Source organism: Novosphingobium sp. YAF33 (genome assembly GCF_052113265.1).
In the GTDB taxonomy this organism is placed as follows: Bacteria; Pseudomonadota; Alphaproteobacteria; order Sphingomonadales; family Sphingomonadaceae; genus Novosphingobium.
The window spans coordinates 338,145-362,503 of the sequence record NZ_JBFRCW010000001.1 but is presented as its reverse complement, the minus strand read 5'-3'; the positions used below and the strand labels follow the sequence as shown (position 1 = coordinate 362,503).

Here is a 24,359-nt window from a genome sequence, read left to right as displayed (position 1 = left end):
TGTCAGGTCCCTCCCGCCAGGATCGTTCTGTCGATCTCTGCGATTTTCGTCGTGCCGGTGAGCGCCATGGCGACGCGCATCTCGGCCTCGATCAATTTGAGCATCTTGGTGACGCCGGCTTCGCCGCCTGCGGCAAGCGCCCAGGCCCAGGCACGGCCGAGCAGCACGCCCTTGGCGCCGAGCGCGAGCATGCGCACCACGTCGAGGCCGGAGCGGATGCCGCCGTCGGCCAGAACGGTCATGCGGTCTCCCACGGCGTCGGCGATGGGCGGCAGGGCGCGGGCGCTGGACAGCACGCCGTCGAGCTGGCGCCCGCCGTGGTTGGACACGACCAGGCCGTCCGCGCCGAGCGCGGCGGCTTCCTTCGCGTCCTCAGGGTCGAGAATGCCCTTGATGACCAGCGGCCCCTTCCATTCCGAGCGGATGAAATCGAGATCGCGCCAGTTGATCGAGGGGTCGAAGTTGTTCCGCATCCAGGCGAAGAAGTCCTCGATGCCGGTCCGTCCCTGAAGCACCGGAGCGACATTGCCGAGCGTGTGCGGGCGGCCGTGGATGCCGACGTCCCAGGCCCATGCGGGCCGCGCGGCCGCCTGCGCGAAGCGCCAGGCCGCGCCTTTCAGGCCGCCGGTTCCGGCAAGGCCGGTGTGATAGTCGCGGTAGCGGCTGCCGGGCACCGGCATGTCGACGGTGAAGACCAGCGTGGAACAGCCCGCTTCGACTGCTTTGGCCAGCAGGTCCTTCATGAAGGCGCGGTCGCGGATCATGTAGAGCTGGAACCAGAAGGGCTTGGCCGCCGCCGATGCCACTTCGCCGATGGTGCAGGCGCCCACGGTGGAAAGCGTGAAGGGAATGCCCGCCTTATCCGCCGCGCGCACCGCCTGACACTCGCCGCGCCGGGCGTTGAGGCCGGCAAGGCCGATCGGCGCGAGCGCGACCGGCAGGGCCAGCTTCTGGCCGAACAGCTCGGTCGAGAGGTCGAGCTGCGACACGTCGCGCAGCACCCGCTGGCGCAGGGCGAGGTCGGCGAGGTCGGAGACGTTCCGCCGCAAGGTGGCTTCGGCATAGGAGCCGCCGTCGATATATTCGAACAGGAAGCGCGGCAGGCGGCGGCGGGCGACCTCGCGGAAATCGGGGATCGAGGCGGTGATCATCAGGCAAGTTCCCGCATATGCGCGCGCCATTTCGCGCGGTAGGCGGCAAGATCGCCTTCGAGCGGTGCGACCCGGCGCAGTCCGCCTTGCGCCTTCAGCAGCGGATTGATGAGCCGCAGCGCGCCGAACGACACGTCGTTATGAGCGTTGGCCACATAGACTTCGGTGTCGGGGCGCAGTGCCGCCAGCGCGCGCACGAAGACTTCGGCATCGGCGAAGCGGCCCTCGATCAGCAGCCGCTCCTTCGAGCCGATCAGGTCGAGCGAAGTATCCGCCACCATTGCGGCATAGAGGCAGATCGCGGCGCGGCGGGCGTACCAGGTTCCCGCCCATTCCTCGGGCTTGTCGACCCATTCGGCGGTGCCGTGAGGGAAGGGGCCGAAGCCCGGCGCCAGAGTGGGCATCATCATCGTGCCGCGCGCGAGCAGGCCGGGCACGGCCTCCATGAGCCGGGGCTGGTCGGGGCGGATGTCGACGCGGCGGGTGTCGATCTGGATGATCGATTCGATCTCGCGCCCGCCCATGAAGCGCGCGGAAGGTACCGGCCAGCCATAGGCGTCGACATTGACCAGGGTATCGCGCGCCTCGGGCAGCGCGGCGATCGAGAACGTCTCGGCGGCGAGGCGCATGGCGATGAACCAGGTGCCGGTGGAGAGAATCGTGGCTTCCTGCCGCGCAATCTCGGCGAAACCGCGGGCGGCGAGCAGGGCGGCGTTCGAATCGTGCAGGCCCGCGAGCACTTGCGCCGTGGCGGGCAGGCCGGTTTCGGCGGCGATATCGGCGCGAAGAGTGCCCACCACGTCGCTCGCCTTGACGACCGGCGCGAAGCGCTCGGCCCAGCCGAACCGTTCGGACATGGGCGAGAACCGGGCATCGGCGGGGCACCAGAGGTCGGTGTGGCAGCCCAGGCTGGTCACTTCGCTGGCGGTGCGGCCGGTGAGGAACCAGGCCCAGTACTGCGCCCAGGGCACCAGCGTGGCGCGGGCCATTTCCTCGGGGAACCGGCGCGACATCCAGTAGACCTGGGTGCCCAGATTGAGACCGTCCGGCAGGGCGGGCGAGCCGGTGAGAGTGAACGCGTCACGCTCGCGGCGGTAGTCCGCCATCACGTCTTCGGGGATGGCCTGTTCGTAGTCGAGCGGGGGGAACAGCAGGCCCCCATTACCATCGGCGCCGTCCAGCGCCGCGAAGCCTGCGCCGTGCGCCACGGGAATGATCGCTTCCACCGGATGGCCCGACCAGCCGCGCAGCGTGGCGCGCAGCCATTGGCCGATACCCTCGACATCGAGAACGCGCAGACCGTCCTGCTCGCAGGCGGCGTTGGGGCGCACCTGACGGTCGAGCATGCGGCCGCCCCGCGTCCACAGCGTCAGCTTGCTGAGGGTCTTGCCGATATCGACGACGATGAATGTACCCGTACCCGTCATGGCTCTCCAACCATCCTCAATCCCGAATGCGTTCTGACCAATTATGATTGACTTTGGTGATCGAACGTGATCGTTTTGTAGCGAAACAGATTGCTCATGCAAGCACGAATTGGTAGAGGATGACTATGGATACCATGACCGCTTCCCGCCCGGCTGCGATGCCGCCCGCGATACCTTTTGCCGTTCCGACCAGCCGCTGGGACGACTCGGTCGCGGCGACGCTTTCGCCCGAGCAATTGCTGCTCTACCGCTCCAACTTGCTCGGTTCCGACCTTACCGTCACCAACTTCGGCGGCGGCAATACTTCGGCCAAGCTGACCGAAATCGATCCGCTGACCGGCGGCGAGGTGGAAGTGCTGTGGGTCAAGGGATCGGGCGGCGACATCGGTTCGATGAAGCTCGACGGTTTCGCCACGCTCTACCAGGAAAAGCTGCTCGGCCTCGAAGCGCACTATGCCGGGCCTGAAGACGACGACAAGATGGTCGGCTACCTGCCGCACTGCACGTTCAACCTCAATGGCCGCGCCGCCTCGATCGACACGCCGCTGCACTCGCTGCTGCCTTTCGCCCATGTCGACCACGTCCACCCCGATGCGATCATCGCGCTGGCCGCCAGCTCGGGCGGCGAGGCGGCCACCCAGGCGATCTGGGGCGGCAAGATCGGCTGGCTGGGCTGGAAGCGTCCGGGCTACACGCTGGGCGTGCAGCTTCGTGACTACGTGGCCGCCAATCCGGGCGTGGAGGGTGTCATGCTCGCCGGCCACGGCATCATCTGCTGGGCCGACAGCGCCAAGTCCTGTTACGAGCACACCGTCGAACTGATCGCCGATGCCGCGAAGTACCTCAATGCCAAGCTCGGCGAAAAGCCGGCCTTCGGCGGCAGCGCCTACGGCACTTCCGAAGACCGCGCCGCCATTGCCGCCGATCTCATGCCGCGCCTGCGCGGACTGATGACCGGGGCACGCCGCAAGGTGGGCCATTTCTCGGACGATGCCGAGGCGCTGGAATTCGTGAACTCGGTGGAGTTCGAACGTCTCGCCGGGCTGGGCACTTCGTGCCCCGATCACTTCCTGCGCACCAAGATCGCTCCCCTGACCCTCGACCCTTCGCGTCTTCAGGACCAGGACTATCTGGCTCAGAAGATTGCCGATTATCGCGACATGTATGCGGCTTATTACGAGCGCTGCAAGCGTGGGAACTCGCCTGCGATGCGCGATGCCAACCCGGTGGTCGTGCTGGTGCCGGGCGTGGGCCGCATGACTTTCGCCACGGACAAGACCACCGCCCGCCTCGCCGGGGAATTCTACGGCAACGCCATCAACGTGATGCGCGGCGCCGAAGCCATCGGCGACTATATCGCGCTGGACGAGCAGGAAGCGTTCGACATCGAATACYGGCTGCTTGAGGAAGCCAAGCTGCAGCGCATGCCCGCGCCCAAGCCGCTGGTCGGCCGCGTGGCGCTCGTCACCGGCGGTGCGGGCGGCATCGGTGCCGCCACCGCCGCGCGCCTGATGGCGGACGGCGCCTGCGTGCTGCTGGCCGACCGCGACGCCAATGCGGTGGAAGAAGTGCGCGCCGGTTTCGCCAAGCAGTTCGGCAAGGACGTGGTCCGCGCCGCCGTCTGCGACGTGACTGACGAAGCGCAAGTCTCCGACGCCTTCGCCGTCGCCGCGCGCGAATTCGGCGGGCTCGACATTCTCGTCGCCAATGCCGGCATCGCTTCCTCGGCCCCGATCGAGGAAACCACGATCGAATTGTGGAACCGCAACTATGACGTGCTGGCGCAGGGCTACTTCCTCACCAGCCGCGCCGCCTGGCCGCTGCTGAAGGGCATGAAGGAGCAGGGCGGTACCTCGGTCGTGTTCATCGGCTCGAAGAACGGCGTGGCGGCGGCCACCAATGCCTCGGCTTATGCTTCGGCCAAGGCGGCGGCGAACCACCTTGCGCGCTGTCTGGCGCTGGAAGGCGCGCCGCACGGCATCCGCGTCAACGTCGTCAACCCCGATGCCGTCATCAAGGGCAGCAAGATCTGGGACGGCGACTGGCGCAAGGAACGCGCGGGCGCTCACGGCATCGACACCGGCAAGGAACTGGAAGAGCACTATCGCAACCGCTCGATGCTGAAGCGCGACGTGCTGCCTTCGGACATTGCCGAAGCCGTCTATTTCCTCGCGGGAGACCAGTCGGCGAAATCGACCGGCAACATGATCAATGTCGATGCGGGTAACGCGCAGGCGTTCACGCGCTAAGAGATATGTATCGGGGGAAGGCGCGAACCGGCGCGTTCCCCCGCACGGGCTAGAGGATAGAAGAATGAGCAGACTGCCGATTTCGGATGAACTGATCGCCGAAGCCAATGCCCGCGCGGCGGACGCGCTGGAGGATGAATATGCCTCGCTCGGCCGCAAGCTGGAGCGTTCGGGCATCGCCATCGACGCGATCAAGGACAAGGTCGCCGCCTTCTCGGTCGCCGTCCCTTCGTGGGGCGCGGGCCGGGGCGGCACTCGCTTCGCCAAGTTCCCCATCGCGGGCGAACCGACCAACATTCACGAGAAGCTGGAAGACTGCGCCGTCATCAACCAGCTTTCGCGCCTCACCCCGCGCGTCTCGCCGCACTTCCCCTGGGACAAGGTGAGCGATTACAAGGCCCTGCGCGAAGAAGCGGCCAGCCTCGGCCTCGGTTTCGATGCGGTGAACTCCAACACCTTCCAGGACCAGAAGGACCAGGCCCACTCTTACGCCACCGGTTCGCTTTCCTCGACCATCGAGGCGACCCGCCAGCAGGCCGTCGAGCACAATATCGAATGCATCGAGATCGGCCGTCAGCTCGGCTCCACCGACCTGACCGTCTGGGTGGGTGACGGCACCAACTTCCCCGGCCAGCAGGACCTCGGCCGCAGCCTCGACCGCTATCTGGACGCGGCCGCTGAGGTCTATGCCGCTCTGCCGGACGACTGGCGCATGCTGCTCGAACACAAGATGTTCGAACCGGCGTTCTACTCCACCGTCATCAGCGACTGGGGTTCCTCGATCCTTGCCGCGCAGGAACTCGGCCCCAAGGCCAAGTGCCTGGTCGACCTGGGCCATCACGCGCCCAACGTGAACATCGAGCAGATCGTGGCCCGCCTCCACCGCTTCGGCAAGCTGGGCGGTTTCCACTTCAACGACAGCAAGTACGGCGACGACGACCTCGACTCGGGCTCGATCAACCCGCACCAGCTGTTCCTGGTGTTCAACGAACTGGTCGAGGCCGAACTGGCCCCGCGTGACGGTTTCAAGCCCAGCTACATGATCGACCAGTCGCACAACGTGACCGACCCGATCGAATCGATGCTGTCCTCCGCCGAAGCCATCGGTTCGTGCTACGCCAAGGCGCTGCTCGTGGACCGCGAGGCGCTGCATCTCTCGCAGGAAGCCAACGACACGATGATGGCCTTCCAGGCACTGCGCCGGGCCTACAATGTCGATGTCAGCCCGATCCTGGCCAAGGCGCGCGTGGAAGCGGGCGGTGCGGCGGATGTGCTGGGCGCCTACCGCGAAAGCCGCTGGCGCGACCGCAAGGCGCAGGAACGCAAGGCCGTGGGCCTGGGCGCCGGGATCGTCTGAGACTTCACACTACCTGAAAATACCGCCGGGACAGGGGCAGCAAGCCTCCCCGGAAACCTCTCCTCGCCGGGACATCACGTCCCGGCGGCGAGGGCAAAAACAAAACTAAAACAATCACAACGATAAATCCGACAACCATCTGGATCCGGGAGGGACTATGCCGATCCATTCACTTCGTACCGTGCTGTGCTCCGCAACTGCACTGGCCGCGACGCTTGTCGCCGTGCCGGCCCTTGCGCAGGAACAGGGGCCTGCCCCCGCTGCAACATCTTCCGAACCGTCCGCCGCCCCGCTGGAGGACCAGTTCCGCGATCCGCCGGGTTCCGCCCGCCCGCGCGTGTGGTGGCACTGGATGAACGGCAATATCTCCAAGGACGGTATCGCCAAGGACATGGCCTGGATGAAGCGCGTCGGCATCGGCGGTCTCCAGAACTTCGACGCCAATCTCCAGACCCCGCAAGTGGTCGACCACCGCCTCGTCTACATGACGCCCGAGTGGAAGGACGCCTTCCGCTTTGCCGCGCATGAGGCGGACCGCCAGGGCCTCGAACTCGCCATCGCCGCTTCGCCCGGCTGGTCGGAGACCGGCGGACCCTGGGTGCAGCCGCAGGACGGCCTGAAGAAACTGGTCTGGTCGGAGACCTCCGTGGCGGCCGGGCAGCGTTTCTCGGGCAGGCTGGCGGCGCCGCCTTCGGCAACGGGCCCGTACCAGGCGCTTGGCGCCGCGCTTTCGATCGAGGAAATGATCTCCGGCCATCCCGCCCCGCCGGGGCCGTCCTACTACGGCGAGGTGGGCGTCTTCGCATTCCCGGAGGCCGCCGAACCCGCTCTGGCGCTGCCGCGCGCAGCCGATGGCCTGGGCAATACGCTTTCCGCCGCCGCGCTTTCGGACAGCGATATCGGCAAGGGCGTGACGCTCGCCCGCAAGGAGGGCGAGGCGCCGAGCCTGCGGCTGGACTATGCCAGGCCCGCAACCATCGGTTCCGCGACCATCTTCGTGCCTGAGGTGACGGTGCCGTTCGCCGGTGCCGCTTTCACCGGCACGCTGGAATCGAGCGCCGACGGCAAGGCATGGACGCCGATCACCACGCTCACGCTTGGCGCGGTGCCAACGACCGTCAGCTTCCCCGCCGTCACTGCCGCGCATTTCCGGCTGGTGCTCAATCCCCGCAAGCCTGACGGCGGGCTCGGGTCGCCGGCGCCGGGCATTGCCATGGGCGGTCTGTTCGACGGCGTCGGCGCGATGCTGGCGAAAAAGCCGCTGATCGTGGGCACTTTCGCGCTTACCGCAGGGGCGAAGGTCGACCGTTTCGAGACCAAGGCCGGTTTCGTGATGAGCCGCGATTATTACGCCCTGGAAGAGCCGAAGGACGGCGCCACCGGCGTTACGCCTGACAGCGTGTTGGACCTGACGGGCAAGCTCAAGGCCGATGGTACGCTCGACTGGCAGGCCCCGGCGCTCCCCAAGGGTCAACGCTGGCGGGTGCTGCGCATGGGCTATTCGCTGCTCGGCACCACCAACCACCCAGCGCCGCCCGAGGCGACCGGGCTGGAGGTCGACAAGTTCGACGGTGACGCCGTGCGCCGCTATCTCGATCACTACCTTGGCCTGTACAAGGAAGCCGCCGGGCCGGACATGATCGGCCAGCGCGGGGTGCGCGCGCTGCTGACGGACTCGATCGAAGTGGGCGAGGCGAACTGGACGCCGAAGATGCTGGAGCAGTTCCAGCGCCTGCGCGGCTACGACGCCCGGCCCTGGCTGCCCACCCTGACCGGCGTGCTGGTCGGCTCGCGGGCGCAGGCGGACAAGTTCCTCTACGATTATCGCCGCACACTGGCCGACCTGCTGGCCAGCGAGCACTATGGCACAGTCGCCAAGGTAGCGCATGAAAACGGCCTGAAGGTCTATGGCGAGGCGCTGGAGGACAAGCGCCCGATGCTGGGCGACGACATGACCATGCGCAGCCACACGGATATTCCGATGGCCGCGATGTGGACCTTCCGCGATGAAGGCCCGCGCCAGACCCTGATCGCCGACATGAAGGGCGCCGCCTCGGTCGCGCATCTTTATGGGCAAAACCTCGTCGCGGCGGAATCGATGACCGCCTCGATGTCGCCCTGGGCTTTCGCGCCCAAGGACCTCAAGCGCTTCATCGACATGGAGTTCGTGAACGGGGTCAACCGCCCGGTTGTCCATACCTCGGTGCACGTTCCGGTCGACGACAAGAAGCCCGGCCTCTCGCTCTTCATCTTCGGCCAGTATTTCAACCGGATGGAAAGCTGGGGCGAGATGGCGAAACCTTGGGTGGACTACATCTCGCGCTCCTCGCTGCTGCTTCAGGCGGGGCGCAACGTGGCGGACGTCGCCTATTTCTACGGTGAAGAAGCGCCGCTGACCGGGCTTTATGGCGACAAGCCGGTGGCCGATGCCCCGGTTTCGCATGCCTACGATTTCCTGAGCTTCGACGCGTTGACCGGGCTGCTCTCCAACGACGGCAGCGAAGTCGTCGCGCCCAGCGGGGCGAGGTACCGGGCGATCTACCTTGGCGGTTCCTCGCAGCGCATGACGCTGGGTGCACTGAGGAAGCTGGCCGCGCTCGTCGAAGGCGGGGCCACGGTGATCGGCGACGCGCCGACCGCGACGCCCAGTATGATGGGGGGCACGGCGAGCGTCAGGGACGGCGAGTGGTCGGCACTGGTGGCGAAACTCTGGTCCGGCAGCGGCGATGCCACGGTCGGCAAGGGCCGCGTGATGGCCGGCAAGGATGTGGAAGGCGCCCTGAAGACGCTGGGCGTGGCCCCGGACTTCCGGTTCACCATCACGCAGATGGGCGCCGGCACGCAGGCGGGTGCGAAGATCCCCTTCGTCCACCGCCGCGAAGCGCAAGGCGAGATCTACTACCTCTCCAACCCCCAGGGCGCCCAGTCCATCGAGGCGCACTTCCGCGTCACCGGCAAGGCACCGGAACTCTGGCATCCCGAGACCGGGACGAGCGAGCCGGTCGGCTACCGGATCGAGAACGGCGAAACGATCGTGCCGCTCTCGCTGGTCGAAGGCGATGCCCTCTTCGTGGTGTTCCGCAAGGCCGCCGCGAAGCAGAGCCTGACGCTCCCCGTCCGGCCGGCGCAGACGCTGGCCTCGCTCGATGACGGCTGGACCGTGCGTTTCCAGGCAGACCGCGGCGCGCCGGCCTCGATCGAGATGGCGAAGCTGGCTCCGCTCGAACGGAACGCGGAAGCGGGCGTGAAGTACTTCTCCGGAGAAGCGACGTATTCGCGCAGCTTCTCGCTGCCCAAGGGTGCCAAGGCCGGGCAACCGCTCTGGCTCGATCTCGGGCAGGTGGGCGATCTGGCGGAAGTCACGGTGAACGGAAAGCCGGTCGGCGCGGTCTGGCATGCGCCTTACCGGATCGACGTGGGCAAGGCGGTGAAAAGCGGCAGCAACACCATCGAGGTGAAAGTGGCCAATCTCTGGGTCAACCGGCTGGTCGGTGACGCTCAACCGGGCGCCAAGGCGATCACCTGGACGGCGATGCCGACGTATCGCGCCGATGCGCCGCTTCGGCCTTCGGGGCTGATCGGGCCGGTCACTCTGGGCAAGTGAGGAAGAGGAAGTCCTGGGGGATCATCCCCCAGGACTTGGGAATGTCGAACTTGCGCGCTGCAGGTGGGCCATGCTCCCCTGCTTTTCCTCTAGTCTTCACTCCCATGCGCATGCGTGGACTTGTCCAGACGCGGCCGGTGCCCCGTCATCCGCAGGTAGAACCGCGAGAAGTACGAAGGGTCGGAAAAACCGAGTTCGTTGGAGACCTGCACGACGCTGGCATTGGCGAAGCAGAGCAGCCGCTGCGCTTCCAGGGCGAGCCGGGCGTGGAGCAGTTCCTGCGGTGAGCAGCCCAGCTTGGCGCGACACAGGCGGGTGAGGGTGCGCGTGGTCATGCCCAGCCGCTCGGCGTACCAGCCCAGCGGCAACTGGTCCCGAAAGTGCAGTTCGACGAGGTGGCGCAAGTGCGAAATGCGCTGGTCGCCGCTGCCTTCGTCCGCCGCTTCATCTTCCGGCAGCAGCGAACGCAGCACCGCTTCGGCCATCGACAGGAACAGCGCGTTCGGCCGCCGCCAGTCCTGCGGGATCGCCAGCATCTCGGCGCAGAGGAATTCCACCCGCTTCACTATTTCCACCGGCGTCGGCGCGAAGCGGCCATGGGTTGCGGCGTGGAGCAGGGGGTCGCCGGAACTGCTTCGCCGCTCCGCGAAACCGCTGCTGAGCATCAGCACATAGCCGATCGTCTCGGGCCGGAAGCGAAAGCCATGGATGCTGCCGGCGGGAATCACGATGTGGCAGGGGGCCTCCAGCGTCTCGGTCGTGTCGTCTATGGTGAGCGTAACCTGTCCCTTCGATACCAGCATGACCTGTACCCCGCGGACATGGCGATGCGGGGCGATTTCCCAGTCATGCAGGGAACTTCGCGCGGCGATCGTCTCGATATGCCCGAATTCCGGTGAGCTATCGGGGATGTCCTCCCCGTAAAGGACGTAAGAGGGAACGGGCCGGGCTGTTGTCATGGCGTGTCTCGAAAGTACCGTAAGAAAGGCCGTCCGGTGCATTCCGCCAACCCGCGCGTCCTGTCAATCCGGATGGCGAAGCGGTGCTCCCCGAAGTTTCGGCGAGAGAGCCCGCAAGGCATGGATTGGGAGATAGCGATCATGCGCACTCAAGTAGCCATCGTCGGCGCCGGACCGGCCGGACTCCTGCTCGGGCATCTGCTGCGGGCCGAAGGCATCGACTGCGTCGTGGTAGAGCGCCAGACCGGCGACTACGTGCTTTCGCGCATTCGCGCCGGCGTGCTCGAACAGGGCACGGTCGCGCTGATGGAGCGCCTCGGCCTCGACGCGCGCATGAAGGCGGAAGGCCTGCCGCACGACGGCTTCAACCTCGCCGATGGCGAGCGTCTGATCCGCATCGACATCAAGGCGCTCACGGGCAAGCAGGTCATGGTCTATGGCCAGACCGAACTGACCCGCGACCTGATGGAAGCGAGCGAAGAGCGCGGGCTTGAGGTGATCTACCAGGCCGCCGATGTCGCGCTGCACGACATCGAGAGCGACGCACCTTACCTCACCTACAAGGCAGGGGGTTCCGGAGACGGCGCCGAGCACCGCATCGACGCGCGCTTCATCGTCGGCTGCGACGGTTTCCACGGCCCCTCGCGCGCGGCGATTCCCGCCAGTGTCGGCCAGACTTTCGAGCGCGTCTATCCCTTCGGCTGGCTCGGTATCCTGGCCGACGTGCCGCCTTGCAATCATGAACTGATCTACGCGCACCACGAACGCGGCTTCGCGCTCGCCTCGCAGCGCAGCCACACGCGCAGCCGCTACTACATCGACGTGCCGCTGACCGAGAAGCTGGAGGACTGGAGCGACGACCGCATCTGGGATGAACTGGCGATCCGTCTCGGCCCGGACGCTGCCGCGCATATCACCCGCGGCCCCTCGATCGAAAAGTCCATCGCGCCGCTGCGCTCGTTCGTTTTCGAGCCGATGCGCCACGGCAGCCTGCTGCTTTGCGGCGATTCCGCGCATATCGTGCCGCCGACCGGCGCCAAGGGCCTGAACCTTGCCGCCAGCGACGTCTATTACGCCTGCGAGGCCCTGACCGGCTTCTTCCAATCGGGCGACAACGATGCCGTCGCGGGCTATTCGGCCAAGGCGCTGCGCCGGGTCTGGGCTTCGGAACGGTTCAGCTGGTCGCTGACCAAGCTGATGCACCGCTTGCCCGAAGACGGTCCGTTCGAACGCCGCATGCAACTGGCCGAACTCGATTACATCGCGTCGAGCGAACACGCGCGGAGGGTGATTGCCGAGAACTACGTCGGCTTGCCGGTCTGACAACAGGCGGGAGGAAGGCCCGGGGCGCGCCCCGGGCCTTTCCGAACAGATCCGGCGCGTGGTTATTGGCAGGGCGCGGCCTGCCGCTACCCACATTTTGTCTTTCCAGACGGCACCAATGGTATTGCGGATGCAGGGGGTCACAGATCTCCTGCAATTTCTTCTTTTCGCAACCTTCGACAACCCAAAGCACTTCCATGCGTTTCGGCAGCGTTCGACCGAAATGCATTGAGGGGACAACGGGAAATGGTTCGGAAAGCGGCTGGAGGCCGGGAGGTCGTCCACAGCGGCCGGATTGATGCGTTTTTGCCCCTTGGCACAAGAAGTTGGTGGCTTCGCATGCGCAGCACGATTGCCTCTGCGGACATTGCTGCTATCGCAGCCCATGTGCGAAACCACACTGTCTTGCGCCGCGGCGGCGGCCCCCTCGTACTGGTCCTGGCCTGTGCGCTGGCCGGGTGCGCCACGTCTGCCGTGCCGGAAACCCACACCAACCTGACGATCGCGCCCGCGGTCGAGGCGCCTGCCGATGGCGACTGGTGGAAGAACGGCGGCGATCCGCTGCTCATCAACCTCATCGAGCGTGGCATTGCCGCCGATACCGATCTGGCCTGCCGCGCCGCCCGTCTCCACACCCAGGAGGAGACCGACGCGGCCGCTTCCCGGCGGCTGGCGGGCAAAGTGCGCGCGCTGGTCGGCAAGGACCAGTCATCCGAGCGTGACGCGGCTCGCATGGCCTGGGCCTATGCTTATGCGCAGGCCCGCGCCGACCGCGCGACCGAAGTGGCGCTCGCCTATGTGCAGGTGCGCCGCCTGCAGCAGATCCTCGTCCTGCGCACCGAGCGGCTCGACCAGTTCCGCGACAATGCCGTGATCGCCGAGTTCCGCCGCCAGGCCGGTTTGGTGACGGCCATCGACGGCGGGCTGGGCAACAGCATGGCCGGCGTGGTCGATGCCGACGTGGCCGCCACCCGCGCGCGTTTCGATGCCGCGCGGGCCAATCTCGCCGGGCTGACGGGGATGACCGATACCGAATTGCTGACCGCGCTGGGCGAAAGCGCGCCGGTGCCGGCGCTGGCGCCCGGCGCCGCGCTTCCCGCCGACGCACCGCTCCACCGCGCCGATCTCCTGGCGTTGCAGAGCCGCCTCGAAGCCAGCCTGGCGCGCGATTCCATCACTCAGGCCCAGCTCGACGCCGCGCGTGCCGCGCCGGACGATGCGGAGACCGCGCCGGCCTTGCGAGAGGCCCTGCAGAAGCTGGACAAGGCCGAGCAGGGCGCCCGCGCCGAGATCGCGTCGCACCGTCAGGCGATGGCGGCGTTCGACGCCCGCCAGTCCGGGCTGGACGATACCGCGGCGCAGGCCAAACGCGCCGTCACCGATGCCCGCGCCGCCTACAAGGCCGGTTTCGGCGATTTCGCAACGCTCTATGTGGCCGAAGCAGCCGCCCTGGCGGCGGACGAAGCCCGCGTGGGCCTGAAGGCAGACCGGGCCGCGGCGATCATCCGCCTGCACAAGCTGGAAGGCGGGGGCTGGTCGGCCGCCGATCTCGATCCGCCGATGGGGACTGCGGCCTGTGACTGACGCCGAAGCGGGTGCGCTCGATACTTTCCTGGGAGCCGGCGCCCGGCGGGGCCGGGGGCATATGCTCAGCCTTGCGCTGCTCACCGTGGCGGCGATTGCCGCGATCCTGCTGCTCGTGCGGTTCCTGAGCGGCACGGATTCTCCTTATTACACCGCCATGGTCGAGCAGGGCGACGTGGTTCCGCTCGTGTCCGAACGCGGCACCATCCACGGCAGCGGGGAAGTGGTCCTGGCCGCTGCGCTCGATGGCACGGTCTCGGCCGAGGGCGTGCCGGCCGGTGGGCGGGTCGAGGAGGGGCAGGTCCTCGCCACGATCGACGCCGAACCGCTGCGCAGCACGATGGCGGCGGATCGCTCGCTGGTCTCGGCCGCCGAATCCGACCTTGCCGCCGCCCGCGCCGCGCGGGAAGACGCGGCGGGGCGGCTGGGCCGCTTCGAGGACGTATGGCGCCGCTCCGGCCACCGCGTTCCCGCCATCAATGAACTGGAGACCGCCCGCGCTGCCCTCGACCGCGCAACGCGTGAGGTTTCCGCAGCGGAATCGCGCCTTTCCGCGGCCAGGAGCAGCCTCAAGGCCCATAGCGAGACATTGGCCGCCGCCGTGGTGCGCGCACCGTTCTCGGGCTTCGTGGTCGATCGCAATATCAGCACTGGCCAGCGCGTGCGCAGCGGCATGCGCCTGTTCACGCTGGCCGCCAGCGACGAGACGCTGGAGATCGAGGTGCCCCTCGCCAAGGCCGGCAATGCCGAGATCGGCACCGGCACGCTCGCCCGCGTGCGGCTGGATGCGATGCCGGACGCAGTGCAGCAGGCCACGCTTGCCCGCGTGCTGGTGGACCGCGCTGATGCCCCCGGATCGCGCCGCGCGGCCTTCACGCTGGAAAAGCCCGCCGAAACGGTGCGCCCCGGCATGGCCGCCACGGTGGAGATCGCCTTGCCGGCGCGCAAGGGCGTGATGCTGGTGCCCGATGCCGCCCTGACGTTCGAACCGGAGAACTCGGCCGATCGCAGCAGGGCGCGCATCTATCTCGTTTCCCCGGACGGAGAACCGCGCCGGGTCTATGTTTCCACGGGCGCCGGCGATGGCAAGCGCACCGAAGTCTTCGCCAACGATCTCAAGCCGGGCGACGAAGTCATCATCGGATGGCGCAACCCGCCGGGCAAGTGATCGCGCGAAACAATAGAGGGACCCCTGCTGCGCAACGAAACTTTGGTTTCGTCTATGCGTATTGACCGCATGAACCGAACGAACATGAGGGGCGAGAGCCCAGAAGTGGGGCTGGAAGCTGGCGTTCCCGTTACGGAACGCTCGCTGGCTCGCCGTGAATTTTCCGGGCTCCTGGCGCTGATGGCGGGTCTTGCCGCCTTTCCGCGCCTGGCCGAGGCTGCGGTGCAACCCAAATTCGCCGCGCCCAAGCCGTTTTCCTGGGATATCCTGGTAGGGCAGGCCCGCGCGCTGGCCGCCCGTCCCTGGGCCGAGCCGCAGACCTCGCCCCACGCCGTGGCTGACTTCGATGCCGTGGGCAAGCTGACATATGGCCAGGCCCAGGCGCTCGGCGGCAATGTCCGCCTGTTTCCCACCGCGCGCGGCACGTCGCCCCATGCGGTGAAGCTGCATCTGGTGGAGAGCGGCTCCGCGCGCGAGCTGGTCGATGCACGGGGGCTGTTCGTGGGCGGCAAGCAGGGCGATCCCGCCGGTTTCCGCGTGATGACCGCCGACCAGCATTCGGACTGGATGGCCTATCTCGGCGCTTCCTATTTCCGCGCGTCCGGTTCGCGCGATCAGTACGGCCTTTCGGCGCGCGGCATCGCCGTCGACACGGGACTGCCCAAGGCGGAGGAATTTCCCTCCTTCACGGCCTTCTGGATCGAGAATCTCGGCGCCGACCACGTTCGCATCCATGCGCTGCTCGACGGACCGAGCCTCACCGGCGCCTATGCCTTCGATTGCCGCAAGGGCGCGTCCGGCGCGGCGGTGACGCAGGACGTTAGGGTCTCGCTCTTCTTCCGCCGCGACATCGAGCGGCTGGGCGCCGCGCCCATGACCAGCATGTTCTGGTACGACCAGTCCGATTCCGCCAAGCGGCGAGACTGGCGCCCGGAGATCCACGATTCCGACGGTCTTGCGCTCTGGTCCGGGAGCGGCGAGCGCATCTGGGTGCCGCTCTCCAACCCCTCGGTGAACCGCACCAATGCCATGCGCGCGGACCATGTGAAGGGCTTTGGCCTGCTCCAGCGCGACCAGGCCTTCGACCATTACCAGGACGACGGGGCCTTCTACGACCGCCGCCCTTCGCTCTGGATCGAACCCCAGGGCGACTGGGGCGCCGGCACCGTGATGCTCTACCGCATGCCCACCGATGCCGAGACGCAGGACAATATCGCCGCCTTCTGGGTCTCCGACCAACCCGCCAGGGCAGGGCAGAGCCGCGACTTCTCCTATCGCCTCACCTGGACCTCGCAGGATCCCAGTGTCGCCACGGGTGCAGGCGCAGCGGCGCGCTGCGTCGATAGCTGGCAGGGTGCGGCGGGACGACCGGGCGACACGCCGACAACGCAGGAAGCCCGCAAGTTCGTGTTCGATTTCGAAGGGCCCGCGCTGAAGGGCCTGACGCGCGACAGCGGCGTGACGGCGGACACCAATCTTCCCGCCAAGGCTCTGCTCCATTCCGCCGCCTATCCGGTGGCCGGGCAGGAGGGGCGTTGGCGCGTGACGCTGGACGTGCGGCCTTCCGCTGTCCCCTCGCCCGAATTCAGGGTATATCTGAAGCGCGGGGAGCAGGCGCTCAGTGAAACGGTGATCCAGGGAGTCCAGCCATGAACCGCGCCTTGCATCCGCTCCCGCCCGAAGCGCCGCTGGCCATGCCGGTCCAGGATCTCGACGGGATCGCGCCCGGCACCATCGCCGTGCCGACCAGCCCGCACGGCATGCTGGTCAAGCGCCTGCTGCTGATCGCGCTCACCGCCACGATCGGCCTGGCCGCCTCCAGCGAAGTGCGTTTCGCGTTCTCCCGCGACGGGCTGGACGTGATCGAAGTGATCCTGCTGCTGTTCTTCGTGCCGCTGTTCTGCTGGATTTCCTTCGGCTTCGTCACGTCCACCATCGGTTTCCTGCAGCTCATCAGCGGCAAGCATCCCGGTTTCACCGCGATTCCCAGCCCTGCCTCCTCGCTGCGCCATCGCACGGCCGTGCTCATGCCGGTCTACAACGAAAGCGTGGAAGCCACCTTCGGCCGCGTCCGCGCCATGACCAATTCGATCTCAGCTTCGGGCGCGGCCGAATGGATCGATTTCTTCGTCCTCAGCGATTCCAACGCCTTCCACGGCAAGCGCGAGGAAGCGGCCTGGCGCGAGATCGCGGCGGAAGCGCCGATCAACGTCTATTATCGCCGCCGCGAGAAGAACATCGCGCGCAAGCCCGGCAATATCGCCGAATGGGTCCAGCGCTTCGGCGGCGCTTATGAGAACATGCTGATCCTCGATGCCGATTCGCTGATGAGCGGGGATGCCATCGTCGGCATGGCGGCGATCATGGAGGAGCGGCCCTCGATCGGCCTGCTCCAGACCGTGCCGATGATCATCAATGCGCAGACCGTGTTCCAGCGCTGGATGCGCTTCGCGAGCGAAGCCTACGGGCCGATCGCCTCGGCCGGGCTGCTCTGGTGGTCGGGCGCGGAATCGAACTTCTGGGGCCACAACGCCATCGTCCGCACGCGGGCTTTCGCGGATTCCTGCGGCTTGCCGGAACTCCCGGGCAAGCCTCCCTTCGGCGGGCACATCCTCAGCCACGACATGCTCGAATCCGCCCTGCTGCGCCGCCGCGGCTGGGCCGTGCACATGGTGATGATCGACGGCAGCTACGAGGAATTCCCGCCCACCATCGTCGATCACGCCATCCGCGACCGGCGCTGGATGCAGGGCAACCTCCAGCACATGCGCCTGCTCGACGCCTCTGGCCTGCACTGGGCCAGCCGCCTGCACCTGCTGATCGGCGCCTCGGCCTATCTCACCTCGCCGGGCTGGCTGCTGCTGCTCATCACCTCGATCGTCCAGGCGGCCGCCAGCAAGGGCGGACAGCTCCTCGGCGTCGGCACGCCGCCGAGCGTGCTCTGGCTGACCGTGCTGCTGCTGTTCGGGCCGAAGCTGATGGGCACGATCTGGGTCCTGGCCGACAGGACGCGTCGCCGCAGCTTCGGCGGCTTCGGCGGCGTTCTGCGCTCGGTCGCTCTGGAAGTGCCGCTGGCGATCCTGCTCGCGCCGGTGACCATGGTCATGCAGGTCAAGGCGCTGTTCGGCCTGGCCCTGGGTATTCCCGCGCACTGGAACACGCAGGAACGCGATGCCCGCCGCATTTCCGTGCGGGAGGTGCTGCCGGACCTGAAGGAACACATCGCGCTCGGCCTGGTCTTCGCGGCCACGGCCTTCATCGACCCGGTGACGGCCCTCTGGCTCTCGCCGCTGACGCTGGGCCTGCTGGCCTCGCCCTGGCTGATCAGCCTGACGTCGAGCCAGCAGATCGGCGAGCGGGCGGAGCGGCACGGCTATTTCCGCGTTCCCGAACCGACAATCGACGATCCCGTCGAACATGCCAATGACGATGTGGAACAAGGCGGCACGCCGCCGCTGGTAATCGGCTAAGACCGCTTGCGTCGTCCCGGATGGGGTCCGGGACGACGATCAGGCGCTCGCCCTGGCCAGCCTGGTCGGAAGCTCCGCGCGCAAGTGCGCTACCAGCGCGCTGACTTTGGGCGAGAGGTGGCGCCGCTGGGGATAGACCGCCCAGATCGGCTCTTCTTCCGGAGCCAGTGCGGCAAGCACGGGCTCCAGCCGCCCGGTCGTGACGTGATCTCCAAGGTAGAACGCCGGCAACTGGCACACGCCCATGCCGGCCAGCGCCGCTTCCAGCAGGGCATTGCCGCTGTTGCAGCGCCAGCGCCCTTGCGGCCGAAAGGTCTTGCCGCCCCGGAAATGCCACTGCACCGCCGAGCCCACGAGGCATTCGTGGCGGGAAAGCTCCGCAATATCAGCAGGGCGCCCGTGCGCGTCGAGGTAGGCAGGGGAGGCGAGGGTGACCAGCGCGCGCGATGCCACCCGTGTCGCCACCAGCCGGGAGTCTTCGAGGTGCCCGGTGCGGATCGCCAGATCGTAGCCCTCGGCGATCAGGTCGACGAGGCCGTTGTCGAGGTCCAGCGTAACCGAAATCGCCGGATAGGCCTGCGACAGTTCGCGCACCAGCGACGCCACGAACTTCTCGCCCAGCGCATAGGAACACGTCACCCGCAGGTGCCCACGCGGCTCGCCTTGCGCGGTGATGGCGGCGATGGCCTCGTCGCGCTCCTCGATCAGGCGGCGGCAGATTTCGAGGAAGATCTGCCCCGTTTCCGTCAGCCGCAGCGAGCGCGTGGTACGGTGCAGGAGCTGGACCTGCAGGCGCCCCTCCAGCCGCGCCAGCGCCCGGCTCATATGCGTGACCGACGCGCCATAAGCCTCGGCCGCCTGGGTGAAGCTGCCGAGCCGCGCCACGATCACGAACTCTTCGATCCCGTCCCACTGACCAAGCATCATTGTCCCCGTATGGTTATAATCCTTTTCAGACTGGCTGCTTTATCACAGCAACGCACGGTCCTACAAAGGCCTTCAGAGATTTAGGAGCATACCCCATGAAGACCCGCGCCGCCGTCGCCTTCGAGGCCAAGAAGCCGCTCGAGATCGTCGAACTGGATCTGGAAGGCCCCAAGGCGGGCGAAGTCCTGGTCGAGATCATGGCGACCGGCATCTGCCACACCGATGCCTATACGCTGGACGGTTTCGACAGCGAGGGCATCTTCCCCAGCGTACTGGGCCACGAAGGCGCGGGCATCGTGCGCGAAGTGGGCGCGGGCGTCACCTCGGTGGTGCCGGGGGACCACGTGATCCCGCTCTACACCCCGGAATGCCGCCAGTGTAAGTCGTGCCTTTCGGGCAAGACCAACCTCTGCACCGCGATCCGCGCGACCCAGGGCAAGGGCCTGATGCCGGACGGCACCACGCGCTTTTCCTACAAGGGCCAGCCGATCTACCACTACATGGGCTGCTCGACCTTCTCGAACTTCACCGTGCTGCCGGAAATCGCCGTCGCCAAGATCCGTGAAGACGCGCCGTTCCAGTCGTCCTGCTACATCGGTTGCGGCGTCACCACCGGCGTCGGCGCCGTGATCAACACCGCCAAAGTGCAGGTGGGTGACAATGTCGTGATCTTCGGCCTCGGCGGCATCGGCCTCAACGTGATCCAGGGTGCGCGGCTTGCCGGTGCGAACAAGATCATCGGCGTGGATATCAACCCCGACCGCGAGGAATGGGGCCGCCGCTTCGGCATGACCGACTTCCTCAACTCGAAGGGCATGAGCCGCGAGGACGTGGTCGCCAAGATCGTGCTGATGACCGACGGCGGCGCGGACTACACCTTCGACGCCACCGGCAATACCGAAGTGATGCGCACCGCGCTGGAAGCCTGCCATCGCGGATGGGGCACCTCGATCATCATCGGCGTGGCCGAAGCGGGCAAGACCATCGAGACGCGCCCGTTCCAGCTCGTGACGGGGCGCAACTGGCGCGGCACCGCGTTCGGCGGCGCCAAGGGCCGCACCGACGTGCCCAAGATCGTCGACATGTACATGACCGGCAAGATCGAGATCGACCCCATGATCACCCACGTCATGGGCCTGGAAGAGATCAACACCGCCTTCGACCTGATGCACGAAGGCAAGTCGATCCGCTCGGTCGTCGTGTTCTGATGGAGACGGTTTCGACGGCCAAGGCGTTCGGGGGCGTGCAGGGTGTCTACACCCACGCCTCCGCCGAGACGGGTACGGAGATGACCTTCTCGGTCTTCGTGCCGGATCACGCTCCGGCGGCCAAGCTGCCGGTGCTGTGGTTCCTCTCGGGGCTCACCTGCACCCACGCAAATGTCACCGAAAAGGGCGAGTTTCGCCGCGCCTGCGCCGAGCACGGCGTGATCCTCGTCGCGCCGGATACCAGCCCGCGCGGCGACGACGTGCCGGATGACGAAGGTTACGACTTCGGCAAGGGCGCGGGCTTCTACGTCGATGCCACCGAGGCACCGTGGAAGGCGAACTTCCGCATGCGCTCCTATCTGGAGATCGAACTCCCCGCCGTGATCGCCGAGCACTTCCCCGCCGACATGGCGCGGCAGGGCATCACCGGCCACTCCATGGGCGGCCATGGCGCGCTGACGATCGCCTTGCGCGATCCCTCGCGCTTCCGTTCGGTCAGCGCCTTCGCGCCGATCGTTTCGCCGCTCAATTGCCCCTGGGGCGAGAAGGCGCTGACGGGCTATATCGGTGCGGACCGGGCGGCCTGGCGGGAATACGACGCCTGCGCGCTGATCGAGGACGGTGCTCGCCTGCCGGCCCTGCTGGTGGATCAGGGCACGGCGGATGGCTTCCTGGAAGGGCAGCTCAAGACTTATCTGTTGGAAGAGATCTGCGCCGAGGTTGGCCAGCCCGCGACGATCCGGATGCAGGAGGGGTACGACCATTCGTACTACTTCATCTCCAGCTTCATGGCCGAGCATATTGGCTGGCATGCGGACAGGCTGAAGTAGAAGGGAAGTTCCGGGGGATGATCCCCCGGACCCTCGGAATGTCTAAGTCGCGCGCCGCCTATCTGGTGTGCGCTCCTTGCGGTGGAGGCTTTAATGTCTTCCGACGCAAGCGGCGCGCTAACCGCGAATGCGGCGTGCGCCGGTACATTTCCGCTGTCGAGCGCCCACCACTCCTTCGTCATTGCGAGGAGGCGAAGCCGACGAAGCAATCCAGAGCGGCGCAAGACCGCCCCTGGATTGCTTCGCTACGCTCGCAATGACGAACCTTGTTATCTGGCCTTAAACCTCTTCCGGCCAGTACAACCGCATCGGATTGGTCACGAGCAGCTTCTGCTGAAGCGCCTCCGTGGGCGCGATGCGGGGGATCATATCGACGAGGTGGCCGTCGTCGGGGATGTTGTCCTGCATGTTGGGGTGCGGCCAGTCGGTGCCCCAGATCACGCGGTCCGGATAGTCCGCAACCAGCGGCGCGACGGCTTCGGCGAACTTGTCCCACGGGTCGTTCGTGGGGTCGAGACGGTCGGGGCACGTGGCCTTGAACCAGATGTCCTCGCGGCTGTCGAGCAGGGCGCGGAACGCCTTCATGTCCACGCCGTCCGGGCCCTGGGTCACGTCGGGGCGGCCCATGTGGTCGATGACGACCGGCACGGGAATCGCGTCGATGAAGGCGCGCATTTCGTCGAGGATGTCGGCTTCGAAGTAGATCACGACGTGCCAGCCTTCGGGGAGGCGACCGGCGACTTCGAGGAACTTGTCCTTCGGGGCATCGTCGACGAGGCGCTTCAGGAAGTTGAAGCGGATGCCGCGAATGCCGCCTTCGTGCAGCTTCGCGAGTTCCGCGTCCGAGATCGCGGGATCGACCACGGCCACGCCGCGCGCCTTACCTTCGGACTTGGCTATGGCGTCGAGCGTCGCGGCATTGTCGGTGCCGTGGCAGCTCGCCTGCACGATCACGTTGCGGGCGAAGCCGAGGTGATCGCGCAAAGCGAAGAGCTTGTCCGGCCCGGCGTCCTCGGGGAGGTACTTGGCCTTGGCGCTGAACGGGAACTCAGCCATCGGGCCGAAGACGTGGCAATGCGCGTCAACCGCGCCTGCGGGCGGCGTGTAGAGCGGCTTGCTCGGGGCCGCGTGCCACGAGGTGATCCGCTCAGACATACTTGAGGCCTTCCTTTTCAAGGCGCTCACGCATCTTGTACATGTCGAGGCCGAGCACGCCGGCGGCCAGCTTCTCGCGCTTTTCGCCTTCGTTGGCTTCGCGGGCCTGCGCGGCGGCGAGCACTTCGGCTGCCTTTTCACGCGGCACCACGACCACGCCGTCATCGTCGGCCACGATCACGTCGCCCGGGTTCACGGCGGCATTGGCGCAGACGACCGGTACGTTCACCGAGCCGAGCGTGTTCTTGACGGTGCCCTGCGCGTAGATCGCCTTGGACCAGACCGGGAATTCCATCTCGGTCAGGTCGCGCACGTCGCGCACGCCGGCATCGATGATGAGGCCGCGGCAGCCGCGGGCAATGGCGCTGGTGGCCAGGAGGTCGCCGAAATAGCCGTCCTCGCAAGGGCTGGTCGGCGCCAGCAGCAGCACGTCGCCTTCCTTGAGCTGCTCGATGGCGACATGGACCATCCAGTTGTCGCCCGGAGGCGCGCTGATGGTCACGGCCGAGCCGGCGATGCGCGCGCCGCGGTAGATCGGGGTCATGTAGCTGGCGAGAAGGCCGGTGCGGCCCTGGGCTTCGTTGACGGTTGCGACGCCGCACTTGGCGAGGCCGTCGATCACCGCGGGGTCGGCCCGCTCGATGTTCTGGACGACGATACCACTCATCACGTGCTCTCCTGCATTATCAAAATTTCAGGCCGTCATTCTAGGACCTCAGCCGCAGGAAAGGCGAAGGGGATTGGCCTGAGAGGATATTAGTTCTGGCTAATCGTGGTTTCGACGGGGTCCTGATCGGGCCCTTCCTTATCGGGCACGTTGCGCATCCAGTCGGCCAAGCGGGCCATGGCTTCGTCGATGGCGGCGCGGGCCGCGTCGTCGGCCACGGTCTCGGCGAGGGCGCCGCGCATGCAGAGCAGCCAGGCATCGCGCGCGGCGGAGTCGATCGCCACGCGCATATGGCGCTGGCGCATGCGCGGATGGCCGCGCACCGGCGAGAACAGCGCCGGGCCGCCGAGCCATTCGGAGAGGTAGTCCTTGAGCACCTGCCCCAGCGGCGCGAGATCCTGCGGGTGCATCGCGCGGATCGTGCGCGCTTCGGCCAGCGCGTCCATGCGGGCGTAGAAGCTGTCGACAAGAGCGTCGATGGTCGGCGCGCCGCCGATGCGGTCGTAAAGGCTGGTCTCGGTCATGGTCGCGGCGTCATTCGGGCATTGCGGGAAGGTGCGCAAGGGCCATGGAGAAACGGGCGAAGGCGTTCACGCTCCCGCCAGATCGTCGCCCAGGCCCACCTGCTTGCCGCGCGTGATATAGACCTTGTCGCCGACCTTCGTGGTGGCGAAGAGCTTGGCCGCGAAGTCCACCGGCATGCCGACGCAGCCGTGGCTGGCGTAGCCCAGTTCGACCTTGGACCCGTGAAGCGTGATGCCGTCGTTGGTCAGCCGCTGCATGTAGGGCATCGGCGCGCCGGTGTAGATGTTGGAGACGTGGTCCTTGTCCTTCTCGGTGATCGGGAAGACGCCGAGCGGGGTCGGCGTGTCCTCGGTGCCGAGCAGGACGGCGGTCGTCCCGATCTCGTAGCCGCCCCGAAATACCGAAAGCACCCGCGCGTCGAGGTCCACGGTCACGACGATCGGACCGGAGGGAACTTCCGCTTCGTCCCAGTGCCAGTCGCCATATTTGATGGCGCCCTCGATCGGCAGGATGCGCTTGATGACGAAAGGCTGGTCTTTCGGCGGCGCGGAGGGCTGGGCCGAGGTCTGGGCGGCAGGCGCAGGCGTCCTGGCCGGGCTGACGGCGGCGATGCGTGCAACCGGGGCGGCCGGCTTCGAGGACGACAGCGCGAAGACGCCGACGATCACGGCAATCGCAAGCACGCCGGAGGCGAGTAGGAGGCGGGCATTCACGGGAGGATTTGTCCTGTCGGTTCGGCGGCTTTCACCATTTCA

The 24,359-nt window shown here is 66.9% G+C and carries 18 protein-coding genes; 10 read left to right on the top strand and 8 right to left on the bottom strand.

The features are described 5' to 3' along the window. Positions 1-2: 2 nt before the first annotated feature. Together lldD and AB4Z00_RS01615 are read right to left on the bottom strand one after the other, a co-directional pair. The gene (gene lldD, locus AB4Z00_RS01620; protein WP_442044642.1) at positions 3-1,151 is read right to left on the bottom strand and encodes an FMN-dependent L-lactate dehydrogenase LldD; all 1,149 of its coding nucleotides are present in this window, start codon (positions 1,149-1,151) and stop codon (positions 3-5) included. Then, entirely contained in the window at positions 1,151-2,578 is a 1,428-nt protein-coding gene (locus AB4Z00_RS01615) for an FGGY-family carbohydrate kinase (protein ID WP_442044640.1), read from the bottom strand. Before AB4Z00_RS01615 ends, lldD begins: the two co-directional genes overlap by 1 nt. Positions 2,579-2,712: 134 nt before the next feature. On the opposite strand from AB4Z00_RS01615, the gene AB4Z00_RS01610 reads away from it, so the two are divergent. The 3 genes from AB4Z00_RS01610 (at position 2,713) to AB4Z00_RS01600 (ending at position 9,788) form a co-directional block, all read left to right on the top strand. After that, positions 2,713-4,827 (top strand): bifunctional rhamnulose-1-phosphate aldolase/short-chain dehydrogenase, encoded by a 2,115-nt coding sequence (locus AB4Z00_RS01610; protein WP_442044638.1) that lies wholly within the window; start codon positions 2,713-2,715, stop codon positions 4,825-4,827. Positions 4,828-4,891: 64 nt separating this feature from the next. After that, positions 4,892-6,184 carry an L-rhamnose catabolism isomerase gene (gene rhaI, locus AB4Z00_RS01605; RefSeq protein WP_132261687.1) on the top strand — a complete coding sequence of 431 codons (1,293 nt, stop codon included), beginning with the start codon at positions 4,892-4,894 and terminating at the stop codon, positions 6,182-6,184. Between the two features lie 157 nt (positions 6,185-6,341). Continuing rightward, complete coding sequence (locus AB4Z00_RS01600) at positions 6,342-9,788, top strand: glycosyl hydrolase (RefSeq protein WP_442044635.1); 3,447 nt, start codon at positions 6,342-6,344, stop codon at positions 9,786-9,788. Between the two features lie 89 nt (positions 9,789-9,877). On the opposite strand, the gene AB4Z00_RS01595 is transcribed toward AB4Z00_RS01600, so the two are convergent. Then, the gene (locus tag AB4Z00_RS01595; RefSeq protein WP_134095143.1) at positions 9,878-10,747 is read right to left on the bottom strand and encodes a helix-turn-helix domain-containing protein; all 870 of its coding nucleotides are present in this window, start codon (positions 10,745-10,747) and stop codon (positions 9,878-9,880) included. Between the two features lie 141 nt (positions 10,748-10,888). On the opposite strand from AB4Z00_RS01595, the gene pobA reads away from it, so the two are divergent. The 5 genes from pobA (at position 10,889) to mdoH (ending at position 18,292) form a co-directional block, all read left to right on the top strand. Further along, positions 10,889-12,070, top strand: coding sequence for a 4-hydroxybenzoate 3-monooxygenase (gene pobA / locus AB4Z00_RS01590; RefSeq protein ID WP_442044633.1), 1,182 nt, complete (start codon positions 10,889-10,891; stop codon positions 12,068-12,070). A gap of 339 nt (positions 12,071-12,409) precedes the next feature. After that, on the top strand, positions 12,410-13,654 hold the full coding sequence (locus AB4Z00_RS01585) for a TolC family protein (RefSeq protein WP_442044631.1): 1,245 nt from the start codon (positions 12,410-12,412) through the stop codon (positions 13,652-13,654). Further along, positions 13,647-14,822, top strand: coding sequence for an efflux RND transporter periplasmic adaptor subunit (locus AB4Z00_RS01580; RefSeq protein ID WP_442044629.1), 1,176 nt, complete (start codon positions 13,647-13,649; stop codon positions 14,820-14,822). The genes AB4Z00_RS01585 and AB4Z00_RS01580 overlap by 8 nt, the downstream gene beginning before the upstream one ends. Before the next feature lie 84 nt (positions 14,823-14,906). Continuing rightward, a complete protein-coding gene (locus AB4Z00_RS01575; RefSeq protein ID WP_442044627.1) occupies positions 14,907-16,475 on the top strand; it encodes a glucan biosynthesis protein in 1,569 nt (522 codons plus the stop codon). Then, complete coding sequence (gene mdoH, locus AB4Z00_RS01570; protein WP_442044625.1) at positions 16,472-18,292, top strand: glucans biosynthesis glucosyltransferase MdoH; 1,821 nt, start codon at positions 16,472-16,474, stop codon at positions 18,290-18,292. The genes AB4Z00_RS01575 and mdoH overlap by 4 nt, the downstream gene beginning before the upstream one ends. Before the next feature lie 39 nt (positions 18,293-18,331). Here the strand turns inward: mdoH and AB4Z00_RS01565 are convergent, their stop codons facing one another. Then, positions 18,332-19,219: a LysR family transcriptional regulator gene (locus AB4Z00_RS01565; protein ID WP_442044623.1), complete on the bottom strand. Its 888-nt coding sequence runs from the start codon at positions 19,217-19,219 to the stop codon at positions 18,332-18,334. 95 nt (positions 19,220-19,314) lie between these two features. On the opposite strand from AB4Z00_RS01565, the gene AB4Z00_RS01560 reads away from it, so the two are divergent. Continuing rightward, positions 19,315-20,427, top strand: a complete 1,113-nt coding sequence (locus tag AB4Z00_RS01560; protein ID WP_442044621.1) for an S-(hydroxymethyl)glutathione dehydrogenase/class III alcohol dehydrogenase — start codon at positions 19,315-19,317, stop codon at positions 20,425-20,427. Further along, a complete protein-coding gene (fghA, locus tag AB4Z00_RS01555; protein WP_442044619.1) occupies positions 20,427-21,257 on the top strand; it encodes an S-formylglutathione hydrolase in 831 nt (276 codons plus the stop codon). Before AB4Z00_RS01560 ends, fghA begins: the two co-directional genes overlap by 1 nt. Positions 21,258-21,536: 279 nt before the next feature. Here fghA and AB4Z00_RS01550 read toward each other — a convergent pair whose 3' ends face one another. From AB4Z00_RS01550 to AB4Z00_RS01535, 4 genes are all read right to left on the bottom strand, one after another. Next, on the bottom strand, positions 21,537-22,412 hold the full coding sequence (locus AB4Z00_RS01550; protein ID WP_442044617.1) for an amidohydrolase family protein: 876 nt from the start codon (positions 22,410-22,412) through the stop codon (positions 21,537-21,539). After that, positions 22,405-23,079, bottom strand: a complete 675-nt coding sequence (gene ligK, locus AB4Z00_RS01545; RefSeq protein WP_442044615.1) for a 4-carboxy-4-hydroxy-2-oxoadipate aldolase/oxaloacetate decarboxylase — start codon at positions 23,077-23,079, stop codon at positions 22,405-22,407. The genes AB4Z00_RS01550 and ligK overlap by 8 nt, the downstream gene beginning before the upstream one ends. An 89-nt stretch (positions 23,080-23,168) precedes the next feature. Beyond that, on the bottom strand, positions 23,169-23,603 hold the full coding sequence (locus AB4Z00_RS01540; protein ID WP_442044613.1) for a group II truncated hemoglobin: 435 nt from the start codon (positions 23,601-23,603) through the stop codon (positions 23,169-23,171). A 66-nt stretch (positions 23,604-23,669) separates the two neighbouring features. Then, a complete protein-coding gene (locus AB4Z00_RS01535) occupies positions 23,670-24,317 on the bottom strand; it encodes a L,D-transpeptidase family protein (protein ID WP_442044611.1) in 648 nt (215 codons plus the stop codon). Positions 24,318-24,359 lie beyond the last annotated feature (42 nt).

Excerpts from the sequence above, each read along its gene's own strand:
- lldD (WP_442044642.1), bottom strand. The coding sequence starts at position 1,151 with ATGATCACCGCCTCGATCCCCGATTTCCGCGAGGTCGCCCGCCGCCGC.
- AB4Z00_RS01615 (WP_442044640.1), bottom strand. The coding sequence starts at position 2,578 with ATGACGGGTACGGGTACATTCATCGTCGTCGATATCGGCAAGACCCTC.
- rhaI (WP_132261687.1), top strand. The coding sequence starts at position 4,892 with ATGAGCAGACTGCCGATTTCGGATGAACTGATCGCCGAAGCCAATGCC.
- AB4Z00_RS01600 (WP_442044635.1), top strand. The coding sequence starts at position 6,342 with ATGCCGATCCATTCACTTCGTACCGTGCTGTGCTCCGCAACTGCACTG.
- AB4Z00_RS01595 (WP_134095143.1), bottom strand. The coding sequence starts at position 10,747 with ATGACAACAGCCCGGCCCGTTCCCTCTTACGTCCTTTACGGGGAGGAC.
- pobA (WP_442044633.1), top strand. The coding sequence starts at position 10,889 with ATGCGCACTCAAGTAGCCATCGTCGGCGCCGGACCGGCCGGACTCCTG.
- AB4Z00_RS01585 (WP_442044631.1), top strand. The coding sequence starts at position 12,410 with ATGCGCAGCACGATTGCCTCTGCGGACATTGCTGCTATCGCAGCCCAT.
- AB4Z00_RS01575 (WP_442044627.1), top strand. The coding sequence starts at position 14,907 with ATGAGGGGCGAGAGCCCAGAAGTGGGGCTGGAAGCTGGCGTTCCCGTT.
- mdoH (WP_442044625.1), top strand. The coding sequence starts at position 16,472 with ATGAACCGCGCCTTGCATCCGCTCCCGCCCGAAGCGCCGCTGGCCATG.
- AB4Z00_RS01565 (WP_442044623.1), bottom strand. The coding sequence starts at position 19,219 with ATGATGCTTGGTCAGTGGGACGGGATCGAAGAGTTCGTGATCGTGGCG.
- AB4Z00_RS01560 (WP_442044621.1), top strand. The coding sequence starts at position 19,315 with ATGAAGACCCGCGCCGCCGTCGCCTTCGAGGCCAAGAAGCCGCTCGAG.
- fghA (WP_442044619.1), top strand. The coding sequence starts at position 20,427 with ATGGAGACGGTTTCGACGGCCAAGGCGTTCGGGGGCGTGCAGGGTGTC.
- AB4Z00_RS01550 (WP_442044617.1), bottom strand. The coding sequence starts at position 22,412 with ATGTCTGAGCGGATCACCTCGTGGCACGCGGCCCCGAGCAAGCCGCTC.
- ligK (WP_442044615.1), bottom strand. The coding sequence starts at position 23,079 with ATGAGTGGTATCGTCGTCCAGAACATCGAGCGGGCCGACCCCGCGGTG.
- AB4Z00_RS01540 (WP_442044613.1), bottom strand. The coding sequence starts at position 23,603 with ATGACCGAGACCAGCCTTTACGACCGCATCGGCGGCGCGCCGACCATC.